This window comes from Spirosoma koreense (assembly GCF_054777875.1).
Map to the genome: position 1 here is coordinate 821,767 of NZ_BAAHAC010000029.1, position 18,359 is coordinate 840,125.

At 50.2% G+C, this 18,359-nt stretch carries 17 protein-coding genes; 11 read left to right on the forward strand and 6 right to left on the reverse strand.

Features of this window, described 5'->3' with window-relative positions:
* Positions 1–257: 257 nt before the first annotated feature.
* From ACYVC2_RS31305 to nth, 3 genes are all read left to right on the forward strand, one after another.
* Positions 258–857: an RNA polymerase sigma factor gene (locus ACYVC2_RS31305; RefSeq protein WP_163954645.1), complete on the forward strand. Its 600-nt coding sequence runs from the start codon at positions 258–260 to the stop codon at positions 855–857.
* Complete coding sequence (locus ACYVC2_RS31310) at positions 832–1,083, forward strand: hypothetical protein (RefSeq protein WP_461109462.1); 252 nt, start codon at positions 832–834, stop codon at positions 1,081–1,083. The genes ACYVC2_RS31305 and ACYVC2_RS31310 overlap by 26 nt, the downstream gene beginning before the upstream one ends.
* Before the next feature lie 106 nt (positions 1,084–1,189).
* On the forward strand, positions 1,190–1,852 hold the full coding sequence (gene nth, locus ACYVC2_RS31315) for an endonuclease III (protein ID WP_461109464.1): 663 nt from the start codon (positions 1,190–1,192) through the stop codon (positions 1,850–1,852).
* A gap of 71 nt (positions 1,853–1,923) precedes the next feature.
* Here the strand turns inward: nth and ACYVC2_RS31320 are convergent, their stop codons facing one another.
* Positions 1,924–2,343: a nucleoside-diphosphate kinase gene (locus ACYVC2_RS31320; RefSeq protein ID WP_461109466.1), complete on the reverse strand. Its 420-nt coding sequence runs from the start codon at positions 2,341–2,343 to the stop codon at positions 1,924–1,926.
* Positions 2,344–2,495: 152 nt separating this feature from the next.
* On the opposite strand from ACYVC2_RS31320, the gene ACYVC2_RS31325 reads away from it, so the two are divergent.
* The 3 genes from ACYVC2_RS31325 to rdgB all read left to right on the forward strand — a co-directional run bounded on the left by ACYVC2_RS31325 (position 2,496) and on the right by rdgB (position 5,201).
* Positions 2,496–3,515, forward strand: a complete 1,020-nt coding sequence (locus ACYVC2_RS31325; protein ID WP_461109467.1) for a DHH family phosphoesterase — start codon at positions 2,496–2,498, stop codon at positions 3,513–3,515.
* A 103-nt stretch (positions 3,516–3,618) separates the two neighbouring features.
* On the forward strand, positions 3,619–4,536 hold the full coding sequence (locus tag ACYVC2_RS31330) for an FKBP-type peptidyl-prolyl cis-trans isomerase (protein WP_461109469.1): 918 nt from the start codon (positions 3,619–3,621) through the stop codon (positions 4,534–4,536).
* A 74-nt stretch (positions 4,537–4,610) separates the two neighbouring features.
* Positions 4,611–5,201 carry an RdgB/HAM1 family non-canonical purine NTP pyrophosphatase gene (gene rdgB, locus ACYVC2_RS31335; RefSeq protein ID WP_461109471.1) on the forward strand — a complete coding sequence of 197 codons (591 nt, stop codon included), beginning with the start codon at positions 4,611–4,613 and terminating at the stop codon, positions 5,199–5,201.
* A 102-nt stretch (positions 5,202–5,303) separates the two neighbouring features.
* On the opposite strand, the gene ACYVC2_RS31340 is transcribed toward rdgB, so the two are convergent.
* From ACYVC2_RS31340 to ACYVC2_RS31350, 3 genes are all read right to left on the reverse strand, one after another.
* Positions 5,304–7,418, reverse strand: coding sequence for a peptidylprolyl isomerase (locus ACYVC2_RS31340; RefSeq protein ID WP_461109473.1), 2,115 nt, complete (start codon positions 7,416–7,418; stop codon positions 5,304–5,306).
* A 321-nt stretch (positions 7,419–7,739) separates the two neighbouring features.
* Positions 7,740–8,288, reverse strand: a complete 549-nt coding sequence (locus ACYVC2_RS31345; RefSeq protein ID WP_461109475.1) for a sll1863 family stress response protein — start codon at positions 8,286–8,288, stop codon at positions 7,740–7,742.
* A gap of 95 nt (positions 8,289–8,383) precedes the next feature.
* A complete protein-coding gene (locus ACYVC2_RS31350) occupies positions 8,384–9,004 on the reverse strand; it encodes a thioredoxin family protein (RefSeq protein WP_461109477.1) in 621 nt (206 codons plus the stop codon).
* A gap of 180 nt (positions 9,005–9,184) precedes the next feature.
* Here ACYVC2_RS31350 and ACYVC2_RS31355 point away from each other — a divergent pair, with 180 nt between their 5' ends.
* The 5 genes from ACYVC2_RS31355 to ACYVC2_RS31375 all read left to right on the forward strand — a co-directional run bounded on the left by ACYVC2_RS31355 (position 9,185) and on the right by ACYVC2_RS31375 (position 15,917).
* Positions 9,185–9,796, forward strand: a complete 612-nt coding sequence (locus ACYVC2_RS31355; protein ID WP_461109746.1) for a TetR/AcrR family transcriptional regulator — start codon at positions 9,185–9,187, stop codon at positions 9,794–9,796.
* Between the two features lie 49 nt (positions 9,797–9,845).
* Positions 9,846–11,222 carry a TolC family protein gene (locus ACYVC2_RS31360; RefSeq protein ID WP_461109479.1) on the forward strand — a complete coding sequence of 459 codons (1,377 nt, stop codon included), beginning with the start codon at positions 9,846–9,848 and terminating at the stop codon, positions 11,220–11,222.
* 68 nt (positions 11,223–11,290) lie between these two features.
* Positions 11,291–12,355: an efflux RND transporter periplasmic adaptor subunit gene (locus tag ACYVC2_RS31365; RefSeq protein ID WP_461109481.1), complete on the forward strand. Its 1,065-nt coding sequence runs from the start codon at positions 11,291–11,293 to the stop codon at positions 12,353–12,355.
* 32 nt (positions 12,356–12,387) lie between these two features.
* On the forward strand, positions 12,388–12,807 hold the full coding sequence (locus tag ACYVC2_RS31370) for a four helix bundle protein (RefSeq protein WP_461109483.1): 420 nt from the start codon (positions 12,388–12,390) through the stop codon (positions 12,805–12,807).
* A gap of 38 nt (positions 12,808–12,845) precedes the next feature.
* A complete protein-coding gene (locus ACYVC2_RS31375; protein WP_461109485.1) occupies positions 12,846–15,917 on the forward strand; it encodes an efflux RND transporter permease subunit in 3,072 nt (1,023 codons plus the stop codon).
* Between the two features lie 88 nt (positions 15,918–16,005).
* Here ACYVC2_RS31375 and ACYVC2_RS31380 read toward each other — a convergent pair whose 3' ends face one another.
* Positions 16,006–17,121 (reverse strand): T9SS type A sorting domain-containing protein, encoded by a 1,116-nt coding sequence (locus tag ACYVC2_RS31380; RefSeq protein WP_461109487.1) that lies wholly within the window; start codon positions 17,119–17,121, stop codon positions 16,006–16,008.
* A gap of 60 nt (positions 17,122–17,181) precedes the next feature.
* Entirely contained in the window at positions 17,182–18,351 is a 1,170-nt protein-coding gene (locus ACYVC2_RS31385; protein ID WP_461109489.1) for an AIR synthase related protein, read from the reverse strand.
* Positions 18,352–18,359 lie beyond the last annotated feature (8 nt).

Here is an 18,359-nt window from a genome sequence, read left to right on the forward strand (position 1 = left end):
CGATCCAACGTAAGTACAATAAATTCTATGAATAAGCTAGGTTCGGCAAATACTATAAAAGTTGCAATTTTCTTTCTGACAAAGTGAATTTTTCAAAGAAAGACGTACCGTTTAGAAGATTTTGTGCCTGATTTATTTGCATTTAACGGGTTTTTTTTCTTATTTTTAAGGCTGGATTCATTAAAATTTCTAAAAAACATAACCGCTCTATACACTATCGGAACACCGCTCTACGTTACCTAATTGTCTTACTGAAAATGGAAAAAGCCCAGGTAAACGACAGTGAGTTGATTTCCCTGTATATCCGTGGTAATGAAAAAGCCTTTGCCAAATTAGTGCAACGGCACAAATCGAAGATTTACACAACTATTTACCTGATCGTTAAAGATCAGTACATAGCCGAAGACCTGATGCAGGACACGTTTATCAAAGCCGTGGACACGCTCAAGTCGGGTAAATACAACGAGGAAGGCAAATTTCTACCCTGGATTATCCGAATTGCTCACAACTTGGCAATTGACTATTTCCGAAAAGATAAACGCTACCCCAGTGTGGTGTTTGAAGACGGAAGCAGTGTGTTTAACACGCTTGAGTTTGCAGAAGATTCTGTGGAATCACTTCAAATTCGGCAGGAAACACACGAGCATTTGCGCGAGTTGATTCAGCGATTGCCCGAACAACAGCGTCAGGTGCTTATCATGCGGCACTATGAGGAAATGAGTTTCCAGGAAATTGCCGATGCGACCGGTGTCAGCATCAACACAGCTTTGGGACGTATGCGTTACGCGCTGATCAATCTGCGCAAACAACTGAGCAAACGTTCGCTAAGTTATGATAAAAACATTTACCCAAGATGATGTAGTTCGGTATGTCTATGAGGAAACCTCGCCCGAGGAAAATCTGCTCATTGAAGACGCCCTAATGTCGGAACCGGAACTGATGACGTTCTTTCTCGAAGCGCTTGAACTACGAGCGCTGATGAATAAGATCGAACGTCAGCCCCGAACCAGTACGGTTCAGACCATTCTGAATTATTCCAAACACCACCCGGCAAACCCGCCTGCCCGTTTAAGGCACCCCTAACGAGCGGTTGGATTTACCCCGGCGCATGGCCAAAGGCTAACTTGTAGGGCACTTCCGCCTTTACAATTTCGCCTTTGGCTATTTGTGCTTTCCCTGCTTCAGCAACATGCAGAAAAAAGAACGGTTCCGCCGATTTCTGGAGTATTTTACTCAGCATTACCCCGAACCGAAAACCGAACTGAATTTTAGCAATCCGTACGAATTGCTGGTTGCCGTCATTTTATCGGCCCAGTGTACAGACAAACGAATCAATCAGATTTCGCCTGCGCTTTTTGCCCGATTTCCGGAGGCTGAATCGCTGGCAGCAGCTTCTGTAGAGGAAGTCTTTAGCTACATTCGCAGCGTCTCCTACCCCAACAACAAAGCAAAACATTTGGTCGGGATGGCGAAAGCGCTGACCGAACGGTTCGGTGGTGAAATTCCGGCTACGGTAGAAGAGCTGCAGACCTTACCGGGTGTCGGTCGAAAAACAGCGCATGTGATTTTGTCGATTGTGTACAACGAGCCGACGATGGCCGTCGATACGCACGTCTTCCGCGTCTCACATCGACTCGGACTGGCTCCTTTGACAGCTACCACCCCACTGGCTGTTGAACGAGCCCTGATGCCTTATATTCCAAAGCAGTACGTCCCGAAAGCGCATCACTGGCTTATTCTGCACGGTCGTTACATCTGCCTCGCCCGCTCGCCCAAATGCGACATATGCGCTCTGCGGGACTTTTGTAAATATTATGAAAAGTTAAAACCGGGATTTATTCGATTTGACTGATAACCCATGATTGTTAAAACCTAATGGCTAATCATAGTAGCTCAATCCAATCAAATAAATCCCGGTTCAGATCAATATTGTTCCGTTGCCGAGAAGAAGAAATTGCTTTCGATTTCAGCGTTTTCGTCGGAGTCTGATCCATGGATAGCATTGGCTTCGAGTGACTTAGCGTATAACTTACGAATAGTCCCCTCTTCTGCCTGAGCCGGATTGGTGGCACCGATCAATTTACGAAAGTCGGCCACAGCATTGTCTTTTTCGAGAATCATCGGTATGATCGCTCCCGACGACATGTAGGTCCGCAAGTCGTTGTAGAAAGGGCGTTCGCGATGAACGGCGTAGAATTGACCAGCCCGTTCGGTCGTCAACTGCGTTTTTTTAATGGCGACGATGCGGAAACCCGCTTCTTCAATTTGCTTGATAATTGCTCCTGTATACCCGGCCTCCACAGCGTCGGGTTTAATCATTGTGAACGTGCGATTCGTTGCCATTCTTCGTTGTTGTATCGAAATTTCGGTTGCCTTTCTGCAGGCGGGCGCAAAGGTAAGGACTTTCACCTGAAATGCCACGTCTGCCAACAAACCAACTGATATGCAAATTATTCGTATTTTTGGGTTTCGATTGAGGCTCCGGCCGTTTATGTATGCAAGACATTGAAGCGATCGGTGCGGTTATCAGCGGCTCCCCGCAAACCGTACTGATTACGACTCACCAGAACCCGGATGCCGACGCTATGGGATCATCGCTGGGATTGGCGGGCTACCTTCGCAAAAAAGGCCATCGGGTGACGGTCATAACCCCAACCGACTACTCGCAGAATCTCCACTGGCTGGCTGGTAACGATGAGGTCATTGCCTTTGATGAAAAGGTACGGGTAGCAGTCAATCAGTTATTTGACGAAGCTGATCTTATTTTCTGCCTGGATTTTTCAAGCCTTGACCGGATTCGGGAGCTAGCCCCTATGGTTCGGCAATCGCGCGCCCGAAAGGTGATGATCGATCATCACCTGGAGCCTGAGTCGTTCGCCGATCTGGTCCTGTGGGATTCTACAGCCGCAGCAACGGCGGAGCTGGTTTTCCGGCTGATCGTCGAGCTTGGCGACAAGGACCTGATCGATATTCCGATTGCCGAATGCCTCTACTCCGGCCTGATGACCGACACGGGCTCTTTCAGGCATTCGAATACGACCGGAAATGTCCACCGGATGGCAGCCTTCCTGGTAGATCTGCACATCGATGTCAGCAGCATTCACCGACGTATTTTCGACAATGTAACCCTCGATAAATTTCGGCTGCTGGGTTATGTACTGAACGAAAAACTAAAGGTATTACCACAGTATAAATTCGCTTACATTACGCTGACCGATGCGGAGTTAAAACGCTATCGGTCGAAAACCGGCGACACCGAAGGCATGGTGAATTATGCCCTGGCTGTAGAAGGCGTAGTTATGGCGGCCATTCTCATCGAGCGGAATGATGAAATCCGGATCTCTTTTCGCTCCGTCGGTGGCTTCTCCGTGCGTGACCTGGCCAGTAAACATTTCGACGGAGGAGGGCACAGGAGTGCGGCCGGCGGACGAAGTAAGCTATCGCTGGCCGAAACCGAACAAAAACTTTTAACGATAATACCCGAGTACCAGCAGCAATTGCTGGAAACTGTTTAGTAAATCTACGGTACTCGGTGTAGGGCTCTAAGCCGATGGAAACCAGGTGCTGATACCGTAAACCGAGTACCAAAAACCATTTTTATAAATTAAGTAATCTCTCATGTCTCTTAAAAATTTCGGGAAAGCCGCCCTGATCGTCGCTGTTGTAGCGGCCTGCGGTAAAGACCGCGTACAGGTGACGGACAACGGCCTGAAGTACAAAATTCACGAACAGGGCGAAGGAACGCGCAAAGGAAAGGTTGGCGATATTCTGACACTTCACCTGACCCTCATGAACAGCAAAGACTCGGTGCTGCGCGATACCCACAAAGAAGGCGCACCGTTTCAGATGCTTCTGCAAGTGCCCCCTTTCAAAGGCTCTTACGAAGAAGGCCTCACCATGCTTGGCAAAGGCGACAGCGCTACTTTTTACGTTAGCGCCGACTCGCTGTTCACGCGCGCCATGCAGCCCTTCCCTCCTGGCGTTCAGAAGGGTACCGATATCGGTATTGCGGTCAAAATTCTGAACATCCAGACTGAAGACGAATACAAAAAAGCACAGGCTGCCGATGCCACCAAACAAAAGGGCATCGATGAGAAAGTGATTGCAGACTACGTAGCTAAGAATGGCCTGGCGGGCAAAGTGCAGAAAACTGAATCGGGTGTAAACTACGTGGTAACACAGCCAGGTTCTGGCCCAACCCCACAACGGGGCGACGTGGTGCAGGTTCATTACGCCGGAAAACTTCTGAACGGAAAAGAATTCGACAATTCACGGACAAACCCACAAGCCGCTGGTAAACCCGCTCAGTTTCAGATTGGCGTGGGTATGGTCATTCCGGGCTGGGAAGAAGGCGTCATGAAGATGCACAAAGGAGAAAAAGCTACGCTGATTATTCCTTCGACACTGGCCTATGGCCCGCGTGGCAATCCGACGATTCCGGCTAACTCGGTCCTTTTATTCGATATCGAACTGCTGGATATCCAGAAAGGTCAGCCGGGCCCGCAGGGAATGCCACAGCCTCAGCCAGGCCGGTAGATTCGCATAAGGTAATCCTCAATTCATATAAAAGCCGTTTGCAGTTATGCCTGCGAACGGCTTTTTTTGTTCCTATGGAACTTTGCTTCGCCACCAACAATCAACACAAGCTAGCGGAAGTCTCAGCTCAGCTTGGTACTACGTTTACGCTCAAAACCCTAAGCGATATCGGCTGTATGGATGAATTACCTGAGACAACGGGCACTATTGCCGGTAACTCGCGCCAGAAAGCCGATTACGTCTGGACACATTTCGGCATTTCCTGCTTCGCCGACGATTCGGGGCTGGAAGTAGAAGCGCTCAACGGCGAACCCGGCGTCGATTCGGCTTACTACTCGGGTAGTCGGGATTTCGACAAAAATATTCAGAAGCTGTTGACCAATCTGGCCGACAAACCGATCCGGAGGGCCCGCTTCATCACCGTTTTTACGCTCGTGCTCCACGGCGTCGAACACCAGTTTGAAGGAACGATAGACGGTCAAATTCTGGAAGCTCCCCGCGGCATCGGCGGTTTTGGATACGATCCGGTTTTCCTGCCCGATGGTTATGACCGCACCTTTGCCGAAATGAGCATCGACGAAAAAACGGCCATTAGCCATCGATCAAAGGCGATGACCAAGATGGTAGCGTATCTGGAAAAACAGGTTCCGTATCGTGGACTTTAGCCCGAACCAGGCAGAACAATTAGGTAAACTAAAGTCCGCGATATATAAAAATCCCTTACCTGATGATCAGGTAAGGGATTTTTGGTTCAACTGAACCGTTTATCAATAAAATTTCGCCCGGCGATCTTCTACTTTGGCGGCTTCTTTAATGGCTTCGTTAATGTAGAAACTCAGCCGCGAAGCGTTGTTCTGCTGAATCTGATTTTTATAAAGTGCATAATCGGCAACGGTCGGAGCTGGTGTCAGCGAGGTTGTTTCCATAATGATCACACCCGCGTCGCCTGCAAAAGGCTTAGTGCGCTTACCAGGCTTCTGACCAAAAGCTTTGCCCAGAGCTACTGGATCGACACCGGCACTTTTTAAGAAACCCGTTGCCAGGCTGACATCATCTGCTGTTTCTACCAGTGCACCGGCACCGTATTTCTGAGCGATGCTTTCCAGCGAACCACTGGCATTACCAAGTTTACTCAGGATCTGTTCGCCTTTCAGCTCAGCCCGTACTTTAGCCGTCAATTCACTACGGTAATCGTTGATAGTTACTTTGTCTTTCTCCGTTTTACCTGTCAGGACCGCAATGACATACTGATCGCCGATTTCAAAGGGTTCTGAAACCGAATTGATATCCGTTTTATCATCGAAGGCCCAGCGAACGACAGGACGCGCTTCGGTCAGGGCATTAATCTGATTGGCACTTTCTGGAATCCGGTCGGCAGTAGCAACTACCAGCGATTTGTCTTCCTTCACTTTAGCGTCGAACTCTTCTTTTGTTTGTACCTCAGACGCAAACTGATCGGCTTTACGCAGCGCTTCGTCGCGGGTTGTCTGGCTCGGCGCAATTGTTTTGCCAATGGCCGCAATCCGATACAAGGTATTTGTTTTTGGCTGCGTCACCTTGATAATGTGGTAACCAAATTCGGTTTCAACCAAGCGCGGAATTAAGCCCACCGAGGTAGCACCAAATACGGCGGACTCAAACGGTTTCACCATCTGACCGTTGTTTTTGAAGTAACCCAGATCACCACCTACCTGAGCCGATCCGTCCTGACTGTTGGTACGAGCCAGGGCCTCGAAACTGGCTCCGCCCTGAATCTGCTTCAGAATATCTTCGGCGCGCTGACGGGCAGCTACCTTTGCCGAATCGGCCAGTCCTTTCGTTTGAATCAGGATATGGCTGGCCCGGGCGGTATAGTTGGTATCTTGTTTCGTACCGCCGTATTTGTAAATGAAATAGGTATTGTCTTCGCGAAATGGACCGTATATTCCACCGGGCGAGAAGGTCGGAATGGCGGCACGCAGTTGCTCCGGCATTTCGCCGGCAGTCATATAAAGCTGTACGCGAACGTCGCTATTCTGCTGGGCAAATACCGAATCATTGGTAGCGGCACCCAGCCCACGGGCCAGCGATTTGATGTCGTTGTAGAGCGTAGCACTATCTTCTTTCGATGGAGCGACCGAGAACGTTACGTATTGGATCGAGCGGCTATCGACACCAGGATAATCATCTTTGTGCTTATTCAGGTAATCTTCCAGTTGCGAATCCGTCACCTTAACCGTTGTATCGTTGATAGTGTAGTACGGAACGAACAGAAACTTAACGTTGGCTTTCGAATTCTGCGCCTGATACTCTTTCTGCGCTTCGGCAGTGGTAGCAAACGTACCCAGGCGCATCAGAGCCTCGTATTTCGAGCGTAGACGTTCTGAACTCAGGTTCTTTTCAAAGCCGGCCCAGGCCTGTTGTTGCTGGATAGGCAGGCTTTTCAGCCCTTTCAGGTAGTTAACGATCGAGCTTTTGTCAAATACGCCCGTTTGTGGATTCGTGAATGCCTGTCGAACGGCGGGGCTGATGTTATTCCCCTGCACCATGTCGACTAGCTCTTCGGGCGAAACCTGAAGGCCAAGTTTATCGAATTCCTTTTGGTAGGCGATTTCGAACAGCATCTGGTTCCAGGCCTGCTCGCGGATCTGCGTCAACTCCTGTTCGCCGGGAGCACGACCGGCCTGCTGCTCATATTGGGCCCGCAGCTCATCGACCTTGGCGTTAAAGTCCTGATAGTTAATCGATTGACCGGCGATTTCGCCAACCTTCTGCTGGTTACCTCCGAATAGTAAACTACGGCCACCGAGCAAATCACCACCCACAATGAACAGAATTAAGCTTACCGCAATGATGCCGACAGCCAGTCCTGAACGTTCTCTGATCTTATTAATGACAGACATTTCGCTTTTAACAGACAATTTAGCCCGCAAAATAACAATTTTCCGTCCTGTAATCCAAGCGAAATCCGTGTTTAGCCGTAGACTTTACCCGTTGATTATTAACAAAATTGTCCCCGCAGACTAAATAAGCCGTAACGACTCTGTTCATTCTAAAACATTTTGATATTTATGCTGTTAAAAATGGTTTTTAACCTGAGTGATCAACACAGGCTTGAACAGCTGTCAACAAAAATGAGGAGAATATACCACACTCTTAAAGACAACAAAACGAGCCGACCGCGGTAGCGAATCGGCTCGTTCGGTACTTGAAAAATAAGATCGTTAGTTTTTGCTGTCCAGTTTATCACCGGCTTTATCAAACGCATCGCCGATCTCACGACCAGCCCGTTTGAAGCCAGATTTTACATCTTTCCAGGCATCGGCCGTAGCATTCTTTGCTTTGTCCATGTCTTCGCCCAGTTCTTTCCGTTCTTCCTCCAGCTTAGCTTTCTGACGCTCCGTTTCTGCCTTGGCTTTATCGCTTTGTTTATCGGCTTTAGCCTTTAACTCATCGATTTTAGCATCCAGTTTATCTTTCTGAACCTGCATTTTAGCAACGGCTTCATCGCGTTCGCGTTTAAAATCAGCGGCCACTTCGTCGCCTTTTGCATCGGCTTTATCTCCTGCTTCTTTCAGATCTTCTTTAGTCTCAGCCGTTGCATCTTTTGTGTCGGCTTCAATGGCATCACCCGTTTTTTCCAGGGCATCTTCTGTCCGCGATTCGTTCTTGTTGTCGGAACCACAGGCCTGCAGAAGCGCCAACGAAGCGACCAGCATTATTGTACCTGCCGTCTGCTTAAATCGTGTCAGAATCATCAGGGGCTTTTTCATAATAATTTTTGTGTAGTTTGATTATCGTCAACCATCTGGCAAACAATATGCCAAAAAGACGAACCAGACTACCCAGGGTACCTCCCCGGAGACTTTTACTTCCACTTGATAGCGCAACCGATGGGTTTGGTAATTGGCGACTGCACAGGTCGTCCGATCAGTAGATTACTCACTGCTTCGTCGACGTAGCGACGCTGCACATTGTCCCCGTCCTGCGGGCTATCGTCGATAGTACCTATATATTCCAGGATAAACTGTCCGCTCGTCTGCTTCAGCACATATACTTCAGGCGTGCGGGTAGCCCCAAAAATCCGGGCGGTCGACTGGCTTTCATCGATGGCGTATACGAAGGGATAAGCCTTATCGCGGGCGCGGGTTTTCATGTTATCGAACGAGTCTTCTTCGTAAGCGTTTGGATCGTTTGGCATGATAGCCAGAATCGGGTACCCCTGGGAAGCAAATTTTTGGTGTAACGCAATAAGCCGGTCTTCATAAGCTTTGGCAAACGGGCAGTGATTGGTGGTAAAGACAACAATAAGTCCTTTTTCAGCCCGATAATCGGCCAGCGAAACCATACGGCCATCCACACTTTTGAGGTGAAAATCAGCCACTGCATCTCCAAGGTTATATCCTTTAGGCCCCTGTGCCCAACCAATTGAGCCAGTCAGTACGACCATCAGCATACCAGTCAACGAGCACCTCCAACCTGATTTCATAATTATTTTTTTCAGCGGTTCACCGATTAGACAACAAAGCAGGCTGTAAGATTAATTCTACGTACCAGACGGTTTAAGCTACTCAATTTCCCTTGTAGCGAGATTTTTCTTGAAAAAATTTCGATCTGTCTTGTTTACTAAACACTGTTCATTATGTTTGCATCGTTAATTTATTACTCAATGGGAATCGTAGAACGGAAAGAACGGGAACGGGAGGAAATGCGGAAGCTGATTCTGGATGGCGCACAGAAGCTTTTCTTAACGAATGGGTTTGATAAGGTCAGTATCCGGAATATAGCCGACGAAATTGAATATAGCCCGGCAACGATTTATTTGTATTATAAGGACAAAAACGAGTTGCTATTTGCGCTGCATCAACGTGGCTTCGTCAAAATGGTGGAAGAATTTCAACCGCTGCTACTGTTGACCGATCCGTTTGAAAAGTTGGTCGGTATGGGGCGCACCTACATCCAGTTTGCCATCGACAATCCGGAGCTTTTCGATCTGATGTTCATCATGACGGCCCCGATGGATACACTCGATAAGAAAGACTGGATCGAAGGCGATCAGGCGTTTGGTTTGCTGACACGGGTAGTCGAGGAATGTATGGAAGCGGGTATTTTTCAGAAGCATGATGTGCGTTCGACAGCTATGATGATCTGGAGCGGCATTCACGGTTATACTGCGCTGTTTTTGCGGAAGCGGTTGGGTATGTTTCCGGAATGTGACCGCCAGCCGATCATGGATGATGCCTTCGAGCTGTTCTGTCAAACGCTTCGTCGGGGATTATAATATTTTTTTGCGAATACACTAAACACTGTTCATTAATTGAGATGCGATCATGAAATTTATTAACAGGCACATTCGCTACTTAAGTTTGCTGATTCCGCTTGCCGGATCAGCTCAACCCGCTCCGCAATCCACCGTTCTGGATGCTTACATCCACGAAGGGCTGGCAAATAATCTGGCGCTTAAACAGGAGTCATTCGAGATCAGTCGGGTGACCGAATCGATCAATCAGGCGAAGTCGCTGTTTTACCCACGGATTGCGTTCAACCCGACATATTCCGTGGCGGCTGGTGGGCGTCGGCTGGAATTTCCGGTCGGTGATTTACTCAATCCCGCTTATAAAACTCTCAATCAGCTGATCGGTACGGATCGCTTCCCGACGAATATCGAGAACGTCAATCAGTTATTGGCTCCCAACAACTTTCACGATACGAAGCTGACGGTTCAGTACGCGCTGTTCAACACGGATATCCAGTATAATTACCTCATTCAGAAGCAACTACTCTCCGCCCAAGAAGCGCGCAAACGGGTTGTGGAAAATGAGCTGCGTTACAATATTGCAACCGCTTATTACCAGTATCTGCAAACCCTCGACGCCATCCGCATTTTCGAAAATTCGCGCAAGGTGCTGAATGAACTGGCTCGATTAAACGAAAAATTAGTCAGCAACAACGTAGCCACCAAAGAAGCCGTCACTTCAGCCCGCTACGAAATCAGCAAAGTCGATCAGCAACTGGCCGTAGCGGAGAAAAACCGGGAAAGCGCCCGCGCTTATTTCAATTTCATCCTCAACCGCGAACTGACCGCTGCCGTCGATGTCGATTCGTCGCTGACTAAAATCCTGCCCGAATCGAAAGAAACGCTGGCCGATCTACAACAGACGGCTCTGCGTGGTAGACAGGAGATAACCCAGTTGACCAACTCGCTCAATGCCGCCCGTACGGCCGTCAAACTGAACGAAGCGAATGCCAAAATTCCGAACGTATATATCGGTGGAAATACTGGTTTTCAAGGCTTTGGCTACACGTTTCAGAACCAGGCTTATCTGGTCGCGCAGGTAGGACTGCAGTGGGATTTGTTTCGCGGTTACGAAAAACGGTCGAAGATTCAGCAGGCCAAAATCCAGACCGACGCGCTCCGGACAAAATTGACCGAAACCCAGCGCCAGATTCAGTTGCAGGTATTACAGGCTTATTACGATCTCGACGCGGCCAACGAAAGCCTGGCAGCTACCCAAAGCGGGGTTATCAATGCCGACCAGACCTTCCGGGTCATCGATAGCAAATACCGCAACGGACAATCGCTGCTGATCGAGTTTTTGCGCTACCAGAACGACCGGCTAACGGCTCAACTCCAGCATCTGGTGGCCCGCACGGATGTACTCGTCAAGCGAGCCGCCCTCGACCGAGCGGTGGCTGTGGGGCAGTAACAATGGATATGTAGAATGAATAATGGATAATGATGTCATAACATCAGCCTTAGCAAATCAATAAGTCTATGAAATTACAACAGCTTCTCTATTCCGTTCTTCTGGCTGCCGCGCTCTGGTCCTGCGGCAGCAAAGCAGGTCAGGGGTCAGCCGAAAAACCGGCGGAAGGCCCCGACGAATCCGTTGTTTCGGTCAAGCTGGCGCCCGTCAGTACGGTAGTCCGGGCTGAGCCGGTCGTTGCTTCGGGGCTGGTCTCGTCGGCTCAGGAAGCACGGCTCTCCTTCAAAGTCAGCGGTATTATCAACCAGATGCTGGTCGAAGAAGGGCAACCAGTCCGAAAAGGCCAATTGCTGGCGACCCTCGACCTGACGGAAATTAATGCGCAGGTGAGTCAGGCACAACTAGCCAACGAAAAAGCCGAGCGCGACCTGGGCCGGGTCAAGAGCCTATATGCCGATACGGCCGCCACGCTCGAACAACTTCAGAATGCCACAACCGGCATGAACGTCGCCAGACAGAACCTGACCATCGCGCAGTTTAATAAGAACTATGCCCAGATCCGCTCGACCGTCGACGGCACCGTCACCCGAAAAATGGTCAATGCCGGGGAGTTTATTTCGCCTGGTGCATCGGTATACCAGATCTCGTCGAACCGGCAGAGCGACTGGGTCGTACGCGTCGGTGTATCCGACAAAGACTGGGCGCGGCTACGGCTTGGCAACCGGGCCAGCATCACGCTCGAAGCGTATCCCGGCCGCACCTTCACAGGTACCGTCAGCGAACTGGCGCAGGCGGCCGACCCGGTCAACAAGCTCTATGAAGTGGAGGTTCGCATCAATCCGGGCTCGGTCAAATTCGCTCCCGGCCTATTCGCTAAAGTAAGCCTCACGCCCGCCCAAAGCCGGAGTTACAGCCTCGTTCCCGTCGAAGCGATTGTCGAGGGAAATGGCAAAGAAGGGTTCGTGTATGTCCTGGCCGATGACAGGAAACATGTTCGCAAAACGCCCGTTCAGGTCGGATTTCTGGATAACGATAAAGTACTGCTGACGAACGGCTTGTCTGGCATCAGGGATGTGGTTACGGCGGGCTCCGCTTTCTTGACGGAAGAATCTACTGTTTTAGTGAAGAATTAAGAGTGAATAATGAAGAATAAATGATGATAGCCATGTCGGATAAAGAAAGTATCATTCAGGCCAAGTCTTTCAACTTTTCTATACGCATTATTCGAATGTATCAATGGCTGTGTAGAGAACATCGCATTTATTCACTGGCAGACCAGGTCTTACGAAGCGGCACCAGCATTGGTTCTAACGTTGAGGAGGCAACAGGTGGACTTACAAAAAAAGAATTTGTTGCGAAGACAGGATTAGCTTATAAGGAAGCTCGCGAAACAAGATATTGGTTAAGGTTACTAGGCGCTACAGACTACCTTGATAAGAAAACCTTCGAATCGATGCTAGCTGATTGCGAAGAACTGGTGAAAATTCTCGGATCGATTCAAAAAACAGCGCTGGAGAATTTGGCGCAGGAATCATCAAAATCTTCTCGTAAAACAGACAAGCTACCAAATACTTCGGTAGCCTGATTCTATTCTTCACTCATCACTCTTCATTCTTCACTAAAATGAATTTATCATCTTTTTCTGTCAAAAACTGGCAGTTCATGCTGGTGCTGTTTCTGGGGGTTGCCGCTCTTGGGGTCAACTCGCTGCTGAACATGCCGCGGGGCGAAGACCCCGAATTTACCGCCCCCAGCTTTTCCGTAGCCGTAATTTACCCCGGCACCGACGCTCTCGATATGGAAAAGCTGGTCGTCGATCCGGGCGAAGCGCGCTTCAACGCGCTGGAGAACATGCAACACGTCATTACCAATGTAGATGACGGGCTGGCCGTGTTCCGGCTGGATTACGATTACGGGGTCGATCCCGAAGAAAAATACCAGGAAGTGATCCGGGAGGTAAACGCCCTGAAAGCTGAATTACCTTCGGACATCTACCGCATCGACATCAAAAAGTTCTCGCCCACCGACGTGAACATCGTGCAGGTAGCCCTGCTGTCGGAAGTGGCTTCGGCGAAAGAACTGGGAGAGCATGCCGATGATCTCAAAAAAGAGTTCGAGAAAATCAAAAGCCTGAAAAACGCTGAAGACTGGGGCTACCCGGCCTCCACCGTGCGGGTGTCGCTCAATATCGAGCGGATGGCTCAGAATGGCATACCGGTCAACCGGGTGATTGGTGCCTTGCAGGCCGAAAACCTCAACATTCCGGGTGGAAATATTCAGGCCGGAACCCGGAAGTTCAACGTCAAAACCGCGGGCGATTATCAGTCGCTCGAAGAGATTCGGAACACCATCGTATCGACTAACGGTCAGAAAATCATTTACCTGCGCGACGTAGCCGATGTCGACTTTAATTACGAAGACGAAACGCACATTACCCGGTTGAATGGCCATCGAGCGGTTCTTGTGACGGCGGGTCAAAAAACGGGCGAAAACATTGCTAAAGTGGGTGAGCAGCTGAATCCGGTTATCGACCGATTTGCTAAAACCTTACCGCCCTACATCTCGCTGGTCAAAAATTTCGACCAGACCGTCAGCGTCAACAAACGACTCGACCATTTTCTTCAGGATTTCGCTCTGGCGATTCTACTAGTTTCACTGACTCTGCTCCCGCTCGGCTTCCGGGCTGCAGTAGTCGTCATGATTTCGATACCACTGTCGCTGGCCATTGGCTTGGCCGGGCTCGATTTGCTTGGCTTCAGTATCAACCAGTTAAGCATCGTCGGTCTGATTGTCGCGCTGGGTATTCTGGTGGACGACTCGATTGTGGTAGTCGAGAATATCGAGCGGTATTTGCGCGATGGCTATTCGAAGCGGGAAGCGGCCATCAAAGCCACCAGCCAGATTACGCTGGCTGTTATCGGCTGCACGACTACCCTGGTCTTGGCCTTTTTGCCGCTTCTGTTTCTGCCCGAAGCGTCCGGCGACTTCATCCGGTCGCTGCCGATGGCCGTCGTGACGACCATTCTGGCTTCTTTGTTTGTCTCGCTGACGATTGTACCGTTTCTGTCGAGCCGGATTCTGAAAGAAGAGCACAATCCGGAAGGGAATATTTTCATGCGGGCGCTGAAACGGCTCATCAGCGGATCGTACAGCCGCCTGTTGCACTGGGGCCTGCGTCATCCGGTTGTGACGTTGCTGGTAGCGGGGATCCTGTTTACCGGAGCGCTGTATATGTTTAAAATCGTCGGGTTTGCGCTGTTTCCATCTTCCGAAAAACCGCAGTTTCTGATCAATATCGAAACACCAGATGGTACCAGTCTCTCCGAAACCGACCGTGTCGCGCGTTATGTCGAGGGTGCTCTGAAACGAGAACCCGACGTTAAATACGTGACCACAAACGTAGGACGTGGCCAGCCTCGCATTTACTACAACATCATTCAGCGGAACGAATCGCCCAATTACGCGCAGTTTTATGTTCAGCTGGTCGACATCGAACCGGCAGACAAACGCGTGCTGATCGACAAACTACGCGAGCGATTTGCCCACTACCCGAATGCCAAAATAGAAGTAAAAGATTTCGAGCAGGGCCCCGATCAGGAAGCGCCCGTAGCTGTTCGCGTATTTGGCGAAAACCTGGATTCGTTGAAGGTCATGGCTGCCCGGGTCGAGAAAGCGTTCAAACAAACGCCCGGCCTGATCTACGTAAATAACCCGCTCGCGAACCAGAAAACCGATCTTCGGATACGGATCAACAAAGAAAAAGCGGGCTTACTTGGCATTTCGATTGGGGACGTAAACCGAACTATCCGCCTGGCTGTCGCTGGCCTGAACGTAGGCACGTTTAAAGAACCTAACGGCGACGATTACGCCATCAACGTAACGCTTCCAAAAGGAAAATTCGCCGACCAGCGCGTTTTGAACAATCTCTATGTCAATACCCTGACGGGTTCGGCGGTTCCGCTGCGTCAGATTGCCGATCTGGAATTCGAGAGCAGCATGAATCAGATTCGCCACTACGACAAAGATCGGTATGTTACGATAACGGGTTTCGTAAAAACGGGCTATCTGGTCGATAATGTGTTCAATGGCGTGTTGTCGAAGCTGGATAAAATGAAGTTTCCAACCGGTTTCAGTTACAAAGCGGCCGGTGAGCTGGAAAGTCGGGAGAAATCGTTCGGCGGCTTAGGCACCATTATTCTCATCACCATTTTCGGCTTCATTTCGGTACTGGTGCTGGAATTTGGTACGTTCAAGAGCACGCTGATTGTGCTATCGGTTATTCCGCTGGGGGTTATTGGCGCGGTGCTGGCCCTGTATTTTACCGGTAATCCGTTCTCGTTCGTAGCGGTAATCGGTCTGATTGCTCTGATCGGGATCGAAGTGAAGAACTCGATTCTGCTGGTCGATTTTACCAACCATCTCCGCGAAGAAGGTATGTCGCTGATCGATGCGATTCAGGAAGCGGGCGAAATCCGGTTCGTGCCCATCGTGTTGACCTCGCTGACGGCGATTGGGGGGTTGATTCCGCTGGCGATCGAAGGAAACCCGTTGTATTCGCCCCTCGCCTGGGTATTGATTGGCGGCCTGATTTCCAGTACGTTACTTTCTCGGGTAGTGACGCCGGTTCTGTACAAACTGCTCCCACCGCGCGTAGAGATAAAAGCGGTTCGGTCTGAGGAGCCCGAGTTAGTGTAAGCATTAATTGTAGCCCCGAAGCTTGGGCTTCGGTCGTGACCACGAGTGGGTTGGTTTCACGGCCGAAGCCTGAGCTTCGGGGTTACTGTTAACGCACAATTATTTTAACGACACTTTTCTGCCCATTCACCAGCACTTCTACCCAGTATAAACCAGGAGATAAAGGTTGATCGAACAGCAGATCGGCTTCACCCTGCCGCCGTTCCAGCCGGAAATTTATAACCTGACCTGTAGGGGTCAACAAACGAATCGGGGCATCGTCGGCCTTCCATAGCCGCAAATGAATTCGAGTCGGGTCGGCTGGATTCGGAAATACAGCGACTACCGGCTCATTGACCCGGATAATGGCCGATACCGGTTTGAAGTCATGTGGAGTACCGTCGTAATCAAGCTGCGTCAGGCGGTAATAGTTAATGCCGGGCAATGGGCTAAAATCGGTCAGTCCGTAATACTGGCGTTCGTCAGTCGTGCCGTTGGCGGGGAGTTCGCCCACGCGTACAAACTCTTTTAAATCACTGCTACGATCCACTACAAAGCGATCGGCATCCCGTTCCATCGTGGTTGCCCAGGCCAGTTGCACTCGATCCCCTTCGGGTTTCGCCGTGAAGGAAAGAAGCGTGACCGGAAGCGCAGTAGCATTGATTCGAATCTCATCCAAGCGCATCGTTCCATTAATCGCGTTTCGATCACAACCGTAAAAACGAAAGGAAACCGGCTGCGTTTGGCTGGCAAAGGCACTGCTAATGGACGTTAAGTTGATCGAAGCGGATTGATAAGGCGTCCCGGTAGCCGTAATGGAGCTGGTATAAATGTCGGTTGAATAGCCATCTAAACTACTTTTAACTCTGATAGTGTTAGGACCACTAGTAGAGCGACTATAAAAAAAGGACAACGTTGTCAGCACCATCGTTACGCTGGCAGCCGGACTAATTTTAATCTCCAGGTATTCATCACCGGGGCAAGCCGGATTGGTCCAGTTTTGCAGATTGACAGTTCGGCCCACCTGCCCAGCCGGATAACCACCCACGTTAGGAACAAGAACATTAGCTAGTGTGGCTGAGCTGGCCGTTACCAGTGACGTACTGGATGCTCCACTCAGATCACCCTCAAAACTCCAGGAAGCAGAAAACGGCGTCGTTTGCGCCATAGCTGCCCGAACAAATATGATCCAGGCAAGCAGTGTGAGCGTGAAAGTTTTCTGCATGATCAAAGTCGTTAGGTGCAATGCACATTACGACTCCGATTAGCGCAGAAAGTAAGTCACTCAATAGACAAATTTACCCACTTCGCTCTGAATGGTTACCTGCTTACCGGTATAAGCCTCTACCCGGCCAATCACCTGAGCCTCAATTCCGAACGATTTCGCCACATCGATGACCTGCTGCGCATTCGATTCGGACAGGTAAATTTCCAGCCGGTGGCCCATATTGAACACTTTATACATTTCCTGCCAGTTGGTTCCACTTTCGGACTGAATCAGCCGGAAAAGGGGCGGAATCGGGAACAGGTTATCTTTAATAATGTGCAGGTTTTCAACAAAGTGGAGCACTTTCGTCTGTGCTCCCCCCGAACAATGGACCATCCCGTGAATCTGGTCCCGAAGCTCATCCAGCAGGACTTTGGCGACCGGCGCGTAGGTTCGCGTGGGGGAGAGAATGAGCTGCCCGACTGTCAAGCCATCCGGAACGGACGTAATACCGTCCGTCAATTGCTTACTACCGCTATAGATCAGCGATTTATCGACGGCGGAGTCGAAACTTTCGGGGTATTTGTCGGCCAGGTAATGAGCCAGCACGTCGTGGCGGGCCGAAGTCAGGCCGTTGCTGCCCATGCCCCCGTTATAGGTACGCTCGTAGGTGGCCTGCCCAAACGACGCCAGGCCTACAATCACGTCGCCCGGCTGAATCCGATCGTTGCTGATCACCTGATCCCGACGCATGCGGGCAATGACGGTGCTGTCGACAATGACCGTACGAACCAGGTCGCCTACATCGGCGGTTTCGCCCCCGGTGCTGTAGATGTCGATGCCATGCTCGCGCAGCATTTGTAACACTTCCTCCGTTCCGTTGATGATTTCAGCAATGACTTCGCCCGGAATCAGGTTTTTATTCCGCCCAATCGTGGATGACAGCAACATTGACCCCGTCGCTCCAACACAAATCAGGTCATCGGTATTCATCACGACAGCGTCCTGGGCAATCCCGCGCCAGACGCTCAGATCGCCCGTTTCGCGCCAATACAGATAAGCAAGGGAAGACTTTGTCCCGGCTCCATCGGCGTGCATAATCGTACAAAAATCCGGATCACCCGCCAGCGTATCCGGCACAATTTTGCAGAATGCTTTAGGAAACAACCCCTTGTCGAGTTGGGCGATGGCGTTGTGAACGTCTTCTTTACTGGCGGAAACCCCGCGCTGGGCATAGCGATCAGTCATGCCGCAAA